Raw genomic sequence first — 8,172 nt, forward strand, 5'->3', positions numbered from 1 at the left:
GGGGGTTCGTCGTACGGCGGCGGCTCGGGGTCCGCGAGTGCCGCCAGTTCCTCGTAGGGGTTGGGGGGACGGGCGGGTATGCGTGTGGGGGTTCGCATCGCCACATCCCACCACGGCCGAGGCCGGTGACCGCAAGGGCTACCGCCGGTACTGGCGCATTCTTGGCGGGGTGTTCGAACGTGAGTCGTAGCACGAATTCGCGCAGATATCGGGGCGGTTTCCGGCCGTTGCGCCGCGGCTCTGCCCGTTGGCCGGTAAAGGCCTCTAGCGTGATCTCCATGGCACGGGCTCGGGGGAGTCGCGACGATCACGCGACATGTGCGGCACCGGATGACTCGGACAGCGGTCATCCCAACGGCGGCGGGCGGATGCGGGTGATTCCCGCTGGGGCGAGGATGCCAGCGTGGTCCGAGCCCAAGCCCGAGGAGGCGTCGCCCCGTGAACCGGAAGGCTGTGGTCGCCCTCGCGGCCGCCGCGCTCACCGGCGCCGCGGTCACGGGGTGGGCCGCGTTCGTGCCCGACCCCGTCTCCCTCACGGCCGAGGGCGCGAAGGGTGAGTGCGCTGTCTCCTGGCGGAAGCCGGGCGTCGTCTTCGCCCCGCTGACACCGGGCGCCGGCCCGGGCTCGTTCGCCACGACGGACGGTACGGGGAGGGTCGAGATCGCGGGCGAGGGGGATCTGCCGTCGCTGGTCGCGGATTCCGCCGCCCTGACACGCGCGATCACCATCACTGGTGAGGCGAAGGGCGGATTCTCGCTGCGGGACGGCGCGGGGAATGTGATCGAGGCATCGGACCCCGAGATCCCCAGAAGTGCGGAGAACTTGCTTCAGGGCGTACTGACGTTCGTCGTCAAAACCCCCGCCGACCCGGCCGGCACACGCACCCCGGCCTTCACCTACGTCCCGTCGGGACCGCTGTCACCACAGCTGGAGCTGATGCCGACGCCCAGGGTCACCATCCCCCTCACCATCGCGCTGACCGTCACCCCGCAGTTCGCGGCGGCGCTCAACACGGCGTTCGGAGAAGGCTCGGTGAAGAGCGGCGACGCCTTCGGCACGTGCCGCAGCGTCATCTCGGCCGAGTGACGCTATGCCGTCACCGTGACGGCGAACGCCATGGACGCGGGGCTCACCTCGCACCACAGCAGTTTCCCCCGCACTCCCAGGTAGTCCTGATCGCCCGACCAGCTACCCCAGTTGTCGGCGCAGAGCCGCACGATCCGCAGCCCCCGGCCCCGGGGCGCCTCCGGGTCGATCTCCGGGATCCGCCCCTTGCCCAGGATGACGGGACGCTCGAAGGGCGAGGGGACCTCCGGGTTCCCGTCCCAGACGCTGATGCGGACCCGTTCGTCGGTCACCTTCTTGAGCCGTACCTCGGTCGGCCCGTCCGAGTAGAGGTAGGAGTTGGTGACGAGTTCGCTGACCACCAGCTCGGTGACGTCGGCGAGTTCGCCCATGCCGTGGCTCTCCACCGCGCCGCGCAGCGTGAGCCGGGCGATCCGCGCGGAGCGCGGGTCGTGGGGAAGGGTGAGCGAGTAGGACCAGCGGTTCTCCGGCGATACGGTTGCCATGGTGGCTCCTTACGGGGAGGGTTTCGCTGCCGCGCGGTGTCAATGCCGCCCTTGAGCAGGGCGGTGCGCTTCCGCGTTCGCGGCGGGCCGCGTTGGGAGTGGCCTGGATGAGACGGTACGACCACCGGTCGTAGGTCTAACAGCACTTCGTGCGTAGAGCTATGAATTCCCCCTCGTGTGGGTGACAAGGTGGCGCCTTGCTGCGGGCCTAGAGTGGGCGCCATGCCACCGAGCCATCCCCCAACACTTCGACAGCGTCGCCTGGGTGCTGAGTTGCGCAAGCTCCGCGAGCGGGCCGGACTGTCGTCAACGGCCGCCGCCGCGCGATTCGGCTTCCAGCAGGCGCGCATGAGCATGATCGAAGCGGGTCGTCATGCCGTGAGCGCGGACCGTGTGCGGGCGATGGCCCGCGCCTACTCGTGCGCCGACGACAAGCTCACCGACGCGTTGGCCGACATGACAGGCGGGCGAACGCGTGGTTGGTGGGACGAATACCGCGAGCACCTTCCGGCAGATCTGGCGGACTTGGCCGAGCTGGAACACCACGCCCACGGTCTGCGTGTGGCGTTGGTGATCCACATTCCGGGGCTTCTGCAGACCATCGATCACGCGCGAGCGGTGATCCAGGCGGCGGTGCCTCCCATGCGGGCATATGAGGTGGAACATCGGCTGTCTCACAGGATGAAGCGACAAGGAATCCTTCATCGCGACAATCCCGTTCCCTATTCCGCCGTCATTCATGAGGCAGCGCTGCGGATGAGGTTCGGGGGAGCGGAGACCGTCCGCGCTCAGCTTTGTCATCTTGTCGAGATGAGCGAGTTGGATCATGTCACCATCCGCGTGATCCCCTTCACTGCCGGGGCTTTTACGGGAGCCGGTACGTCTTCGGACTACGTCTATGGGGCCGTGCCAGAGCTCGATACAGTGCAGCTAGACGTAGCGCATGGCTGCCAGTTCATCGATGCCGAAGCGCAACTCGCGACATACAGCGCGATCCTGGACGCCATGGAAGCGACTGCGCTGAATCCCGCTGAATCGCGGGATTTCATCCACGGCCTTGCACGCACCATCTGAAGGGTACGAAGCGTGTCCACGTACCACTGGCAGAAGTCTTCCTACAGCGGCACCGCCTCGAACTGCCTGAACATAGCGGCCGTCGAAGACGGCACCCTCCGCTTACGCGAGAGCGACGACCCGGACACCGTCCTGGTCGTCGCTCCCGCGTCGCTACGGGCGCTGCTGGGCGCCGTCCGGCGCCACCGTCACCAGTTGCGATAGACCGCGTCGCGGGCCTGGTCGAGGTACTGCCGGTACGTGCCGAGGTTCCACGCCGCCCACGAGGCCCAGCCGCGCCCCGTGCCGTCCTCGTTGATCTGGCGGGCCTTGCGGGCGGACCAGCCCATGTCCTGCCAGTTCTCGGCCGTCACGACGCCGGCGTCGTGACCGTGCACCTCGGGGTACCAGCGCTCGTTGATCTGCCACGCGCCCAGGTCCCACGACCCGGGGTCGGGGTCGTTGGGGTTGTTCTGGTGTCTGGCGTCGTGGCGGCAGCCGGACTCCGCCATGGCTATCGCCACGGCGTGGATCGCGTCGTCGTTGCGGCCCTCGGCGGACTTGTCCTTGGCGAAGCCGGCCGCTTTCGCCTCCTGCGCGCACGCGTCGATGCCGTCCCGGTCGCCGTTGGCGTAGGCGGGTGCCTGCCCGGCGAGCAAGAGGGGTGCGAGGGTGGCCAGACTGGCCACCAGCAAGGGGAGCTTGCGCATTATGTGTCTCCTGTTTCACTGGTCATCCGGCGAGGTGCGGGTGCGCCACGCCGGACGGCAGCGAAACAAGGGGCGATCGACAGCGGATCGATGCGGGATAAACGTGCTGGTTACATCCAGGTCGTGGCCCTGGCCACCACGCGCGCCTGCTTCGGCTGGGACGGGTCCCCGTAGCGGACCTCGAATCGGGGGTGGGAGCGGGTGAAGTCGCTGTCCACGAGGCGGACCTGGCGCGGGTGCTTGACCGTGCGCCTTGCGATGTCCGTGTCCAGGAAGAAGCCGAACTCACCCGTGGCCGGGGCGTAGGCGAAGAACTCGCCGCCCTTGTACGGGCGCTTGGCGACCTCGTCCGTCAGGACGAGCGACCAGTAGCCGACGCAGTGCCCCGCCGGGCACATGAAGCGGTGCTCGGCGCGCAGGCCTTCCAGGTCCATCCAGCGGAAGGGGTTCTCCTCCGAGGCGGATGCCGCCGCGGGGCGCGCCGGCGGGGTCGCCGCCGACGCGCCCTGGGCGAAGGGCAGGCTCAGGGCCGCCGTCGCCACGATCGCGGTGAGGGCGCGGAACGCGATACGGGGTGCCACGTCTCGTCTCCAGTCCTGTGAGTGATCGACTCGATACGAGACGTGATCATGGGCCTGGCCCGTGGCCTCCGCAAGGCCGGGCCGTGCGATCCGGCCATCGCCTACCGGAGGGTCAGACCAGGCCTTCGAGAGGGTTGTTCGCGAGGTGGATCACGCGGGTCCCCAGGGCGCTCGCGTCGGCGACCTGATTGGTGTGGAGCACGGCGAGCCCGCCCAGGATCGTGCCGTCCACCTCGGCGTGGGCCGGGGTCGCCAGGGCCGCGCCGCCCAGACCCAGCAGGACCGTGGCGGCGGCCGTCGTGAGGACGCGGTGGAGGGTGCGCTTCATGGGGTCTCCTCGTCGTGAGGCGGGCAGGCGGGCAGGCGGGCAGGCGGGCAGGCGGGTGGGTCCGGGAGGACCTACCACCGCGCGCCTGCCCCGACACGGCGTACGCCCCCGCGCCAAGGGGCGCGGGGGCGTACGGGCAAGTGGCGGGCGGGGCCGGTTACTTCACGATCGTGATGCGGTCCGCCTTCGGCGGCGCCAGCGGCGACGCCTTCGAGGAGTGGGCCGTCAGGTAGGCGACGAAGACGTCCAGGTCGGACGGGCCGACGAGCTTGTTCGTGCCGTCCTTGAAGGCCGGGAAGCCGTCGCCGCCGCCCATCAGGAACTCGTTCGCGGCGACGCGGTAGGTCTTCTTCCCGTCCAGCGGGGCGCCGTTGACCTTCACCGACGACGCGACGATCCGGTCCGCGCCCTTCTTCGTCAGGTCGAGCGTGTAGGTCAGGCCGCTGCTGATCTGGAGGATCTTCGGCTGGTCCGCGTTGGCGCCGCTGACCTGCTGCTGGAGGACCGCGAGCACCTGGGCGCCGGTGAGGTCCTTGGTCTGCATCATGTTGGTGAACGGCTGGACGGTGAACGCCTCGCCGTACGTCACGACGCCGTCGCCCTCACCGCCGGAGGCCTTGTAGGCCAGGTCGGAGCGGATGCCGCCGGGGTTCATGAAGGCGATCTGGGCGCCGCCCTTGCCGGCCGGGGCGAGGGCCTCCACCTGGGCGTCGGTGATGACGTCGCCGAGGGGCTGCTCCAGGGACTCCGAGCCGCGGCCGTTGATGTCGGCGGAGATGTAGCCGACGGGCTTGTTGGCGATCGGGGCCGCCAGGGTCTTCCAGCGGTCGATGAGCGCGGTCATGTCCGCGGCCTTGGGCTGGTCGCGGTTGACCACGTGGTTGCCGGCGCGGGGGCTCTTGACGGCCGTGCGGACGATGTCCTTGGTGCGGCGGTCGTAGGTCAGGGTGGTGTCGGTGAACAGCCGGCCGAAGGAGGCGGCCGAGGTGACCGTGCGGGGGGCGCCGGACGGGTCGGGGATGGTGCAGGCGTAGGCCTGGTGGGTGTGGCCGGTGACGAGGGCGTCGACCTTCGGGGTCACCTTCTTGGCGATGTCGACGATCGGGCCGGAGATGCCCGCGCCCGCGCCCGGGGTGTCGCAGTCGAAGTTGTACGAGCCGTTGGCGGGCATGCCGCCCTCGTGGATCAGCGCGACGATCGACTTCACGCCCTGGCGGTCGAGCTCCTTGGCGTACTTGTTGATCGTCTCGACCTCGTCGGCGAACTTCAGGCCCTTGACGCCCTCGGCCGTGACGACGTCCGGCGTGTGCTTGGTCGTGACGCCGATGAAGCCGATCTTCACGCCCTTGCGCTGCCAGATCGTGTAGGGCTTGAGGATGGGCTTGCCGGTCTTCTCGTCGAGGACGTTCGCGGCGAGGTAGGGGAAGTCGGCGCCCTTGAACTTCTTGCCCTTCTCGAAGCAGCCCTCCTTCGGGTGGCAGCCGCCCTTCTGCATGCGCGTCAGCTCGGCGCGGCCCTCGTCGAACTCGTGGTTGCCGACGGAGGTGACGTCCAGCTTCAGCTTGTTGAGCGCCTCGATGGTGGGCTCGTCGTGGAAGAGGCCGGACATCAGCGGGCTGGCGCCGATCATGTCGCCGGCCGCGGCGGTGATCGAGTACTCGTGGCCCTTGCGCGCCGTGCGCAGCGAGTTGGCCAGGTACTCCACGCCGCCCGCGGGTATGACCTTCTTCGTCCCGTCGGCCTGGGTCTCCGTCACCGTGCCGGAGGAGCCCTGCGGGGGCTCGAGGTTGCCGTGGAGGTCGTTGAAGGACAGCAGCTGGACGTCCACGGTCCGGCCCTTGCCGTGCCCGTGGCCGCGGTCGTTGCCGTACGACGCGGTCGACGCCCCGGCGGGGACGGCGGCGGAGAGGACACCGGCGGTGGCGGCCAGTACGGCCGCCGTCGCGGTCAGCCGTCTTGCGAGGCGCTTCCGTGGCGGCGTCGCGTGCATTTGTTCCCCTTTGTGCAATTGACGAGAAGGCGTGCGTGAGGCGCGCATGAAGATCGGGTACATGCGGTCGGCGGCAGCCTACGGTCAACGCGCGTAGTGCGGCAGGTGGGGTGAGGTGACGAATCGGTAGCGCTTCGGTGCGGCGGCCGATGCGTCCCCGGTCCTTGAGAGCGCAACGAATAAGTCACGCCACTTGACCAGGGCATGACTTTTGTGGCGTAGTAAGGCCGAACCAACCAAGGGAAGCCTTTCCTAACTGACCCGAGCGAAGGTCTACCGCGGTGCGTTCGGCCTGTGGGGGGCCGGCCGACCCGTCCGTCCCCCCTCGCGCGAAGGAACCTGCCCGTGACCGCCCCGGTCGGCTCCGCCCCCATCGGCTCCGCCCCCGTTTCCACCCCTCTGGTCGCCAGATCCGTGCTGGTCTCCGCTGCCGCGGCCGGTGTCTGTGCCGTCTGGGCCGCCGCCGTCTGGGCCGCCGTCCACCTCCGGGCCGATCCGCTCCTCCACGACGTCGCGCTCTTCGTCCACCTGGCCTGTCTGATCGTCGGCTTCGGCGCCGTCCTGACCGTCGACTGGCTCGGCCTGCTCTGGCTGCTGGGCAAGCGCCCCCTGACGGAGGTCCTCCGCGCGGCCGACGCCGTCCACCCGCCGATCTGGCTGGGCCTGGCCGGACTTGTCGGCAGCGGGATGCTGCTCCACCCCGACCCCGGCGCCCTCCTCGCCCGGGTCAAGCTCGGCCTCGTCCTCGTGGTCGCCCTCAACGGCCTCCACGCCTGGACCCTCCAGCCGCGCCTCACCGCGCTGTCGTCCGGGGCCCTGTCCCCGTCCCCGTCCCCGTCCCCGTCTCCGTCCAGGGGATCCCGGCGCGCCCTGGTCGCCCGTTGCGCCGCCGGTGTGCTCGTCTCCCAGCTCGGCTGGTGGGGCGCGACCGCCATCGGCTTTCTCAACAGCCGTCGCTGACGGCCTTCGTCGGGCCGGGGCGTCGTAGGCTCGCACCATGAGCGACGTGGTGAATGACGTGGACGTGAGCGGGCAGCGCCGGATCGAGGTGCTGGCGGAGCTGGCACCCGGCGTGGTGGACGACGTACTGCTGCTGATCGGCGAGGCCGCCGCCGTGGACGGGCAGCCGGCCGTCTCCGAGCAGGGGCGCCTTCAGCTCAAGGGGCGGCGCGCGGGCGTGCGGCACGTCCTGCTGCGCGACATGGACAGGAAGCTCATCGGCTACGGGCAGCTGGAGGACAGCGACCCCGTGGAGGCCCCGGCGGGTGAGTTCGTGGTCCACCCCGACGCCCGGGGGCGCGGCCACGGGCGGGCGCTCGGCAGCGCCCTGCTGCACGAGTCCGGCAAGCGGCTGCGGGTCTGGGCGCACGGCGGCCACCCGGCCGCCCGGCACCTCGCCCAGGTGCTCGGGCTGAGCCTCTTCCGCGAGCTGCGGCAGATGCGCCGGCCGCTGGCCGCCCTGGACCTCCCCGACCCCGTCCTGCCCGAGGATGTGACCGTGCGCGCCTTCCGGCCCGGCGAGGACGACGCGGCGTGGCTCGCGGTGAACGCCGAGGCCTTCGCCCACCACCCCGAGCAGGGCTCGCTCACCCAGCGCGACCTGGACGACCGCAAGGCCGCGGACTGGTTCGACCCGGAGGGCTTCTTCCTCGCCGAGCGCGGCGGGGAGCTCGTCGGCTTCCACTGGACGAAGATCCACGCCGCCGAGGAGCTGGGCGAGGTGTACGTCCTGGGCGTGCGCCCCGGCACCCAGGGCGGCGGCCTCGGCAAGGCGCTCACCACGATCGGCCTGCGGCACCTGGCGGCCAAGGGGCTGCCGACCGCGATGCTCTACGTGGACGCCGACAACGTCCCGGCCGTACGGGTCTACGAGCGGCTGGGCTTCCTCACGCACGAGACGGACCTGATGTACCGGACCGAGAGCTGACCGCCCCCCCCC

Annotated in this window: 10 protein-coding genes; 5 read left to right on the top strand and 5 right to left on the bottom strand. The window is 70.2% G+C overall.

The features are described from left to right. Positions 1 to 438 precede the first annotated feature (438 nt). The gene (locus K6I33_RS27525; RefSeq protein WP_229357233.1) at positions 439 to 1,086 is read left to right on the top strand and encodes a hypothetical protein; all 648 of its coding nucleotides are present in this window, start codon (positions 439 to 441) and stop codon (positions 1,084 to 1,086) included. A gap of 2 nt (positions 1,087 to 1,088) precedes the next feature. Here the strand turns inward: K6I33_RS27525 and K6I33_RS27530 are convergent, their stop codons facing one another. After that, the gene (locus tag K6I33_RS27530) at positions 1,089 to 1,571 is read right to left on the bottom strand and encodes an ATP-binding protein (RefSeq protein ID WP_229357234.1); all 483 of its coding nucleotides are present in this window, start codon (positions 1,569 to 1,571) and stop codon (positions 1,089 to 1,091) included. A 222-nt stretch (positions 1,572 to 1,793) separates the two neighbouring features. Between K6I33_RS27530 and K6I33_RS27535 the strand changes: the two genes are divergently transcribed. Further along, on the top strand, positions 1,794 to 2,645 hold the full coding sequence (locus tag K6I33_RS27535) for a helix-turn-helix transcriptional regulator (RefSeq protein WP_229357235.1): 852 nt from the start codon (positions 1,794 to 1,796) through the stop codon (positions 2,643 to 2,645). A 12-nt stretch (positions 2,646 to 2,657) separates the two neighbouring features. Next, the gene (locus tag K6I33_RS27540) at positions 2,658 to 2,849 is read left to right on the top strand and encodes a DUF397 domain-containing protein (protein ID WP_229357236.1); all 192 of its coding nucleotides are present in this window, start codon (positions 2,658 to 2,660) and stop codon (positions 2,847 to 2,849) included. Here K6I33_RS27540 and K6I33_RS27545 read toward each other — a convergent pair. From K6I33_RS27545 to K6I33_RS27560, 4 genes are all read right to left on the bottom strand, one after another. Then, positions 2,834 to 3,334 (bottom strand): hypothetical protein, encoded by a 501-nt coding sequence (locus K6I33_RS27545; protein WP_229357237.1) that lies wholly within the window; start codon positions 3,332 to 3,334, stop codon positions 2,834 to 2,836. The two genes, K6I33_RS27540 and K6I33_RS27545, sit on opposite strands and share 16 nt — an antisense overlap. A gap of 110 nt (positions 3,335 to 3,444) precedes the next feature. Next, the gene (locus K6I33_RS27550; protein ID WP_229357238.1) at positions 3,445 to 3,915 is read right to left on the bottom strand and encodes a hypothetical protein; all 471 of its coding nucleotides are present in this window, start codon (positions 3,913 to 3,915) and stop codon (positions 3,445 to 3,447) included. A 112-nt stretch (positions 3,916 to 4,027) separates the two neighbouring features. Then, positions 4,028 to 4,243 carry a hypothetical protein gene (locus K6I33_RS27555; RefSeq protein WP_229357239.1) on the bottom strand — a complete coding sequence of 72 codons (216 nt, stop codon included), beginning with the start codon at positions 4,241 to 4,243 and terminating at the stop codon, positions 4,028 to 4,030. A gap of 157 nt (positions 4,244 to 4,400) precedes the next feature. Continuing rightward, positions 4,401 to 6,233 (bottom strand): bifunctional UDP-sugar hydrolase/5'-nucleotidase, encoded by a 1,833-nt coding sequence (locus K6I33_RS27560; protein WP_229357240.1) that lies wholly within the window; start codon positions 6,231 to 6,233, stop codon positions 4,401 to 4,403. A gap of 345 nt (positions 6,234 to 6,578) precedes the next feature. Between K6I33_RS27560 and K6I33_RS27565 the strand changes: the two genes are divergently transcribed. Together K6I33_RS27565 and mshD are read left to right on the top strand one after the other, a co-directional pair. Then, positions 6,579 to 7,193 (top strand): hypothetical protein, encoded by a 615-nt coding sequence (locus K6I33_RS27565; protein WP_229357241.1) that lies wholly within the window; start codon positions 6,579 to 6,581, stop codon positions 7,191 to 7,193. A 37-nt stretch (positions 7,194 to 7,230) separates the two neighbouring features. Then, positions 7,231 to 8,160 (top strand): mycothiol synthase, encoded by a 930-nt coding sequence (gene mshD, locus K6I33_RS27570; RefSeq protein ID WP_229357242.1) that lies wholly within the window; start codon positions 7,231 to 7,233, stop codon positions 8,158 to 8,160. Positions 8,161 to 8,172 lie beyond the last annotated feature (12 nt).

Origin of the sequence: Streptomyces sp. UNOB3_S3 (assembly GCF_020740895.1) — a bacterium.
Lineage (GTDB): Bacteria > Actinomycetota > Actinomycetes > Streptomycetales > Streptomycetaceae > Streptomyces.

Coding starts and splice junctions, on each gene's coding strand:
- K6I33_RS27530 (WP_229357234.1), bottom strand. CDS start 1,571: ATGGCAACCGTATCGCCGGAGAACCGCTGGTCCTACTCGCTCACCCTT.
- K6I33_RS27535 (WP_229357235.1), top strand. CDS start 1,794: ATGCCACCGAGCCATCCCCCAACACTTCGACAGCGTCGCCTGGGTGCT.
- K6I33_RS27545 (WP_229357237.1), bottom strand. CDS start 3,334: ATGCGCAAGCTCCCCTTGCTGGTGGCCAGTCTGGCCACCCTCGCACCC.
- K6I33_RS27555 (WP_229357239.1), bottom strand. CDS start 4,243: ATGAAGCGCACCCTCCACCGCGTCCTCACGACGGCCGCCGCCACGGTC.
- K6I33_RS27560 (WP_229357240.1), bottom strand. CDS start 6,233: ATGCACGCGACGCCGCCACGGAAGCGCCTCGCAAGACGGCTGACCGCG.
- mshD (WP_229357242.1), top strand. CDS start 7,231: ATGAGCGACGTGGTGAATGACGTGGACGTGAGCGGGCAGCGCCGGATC.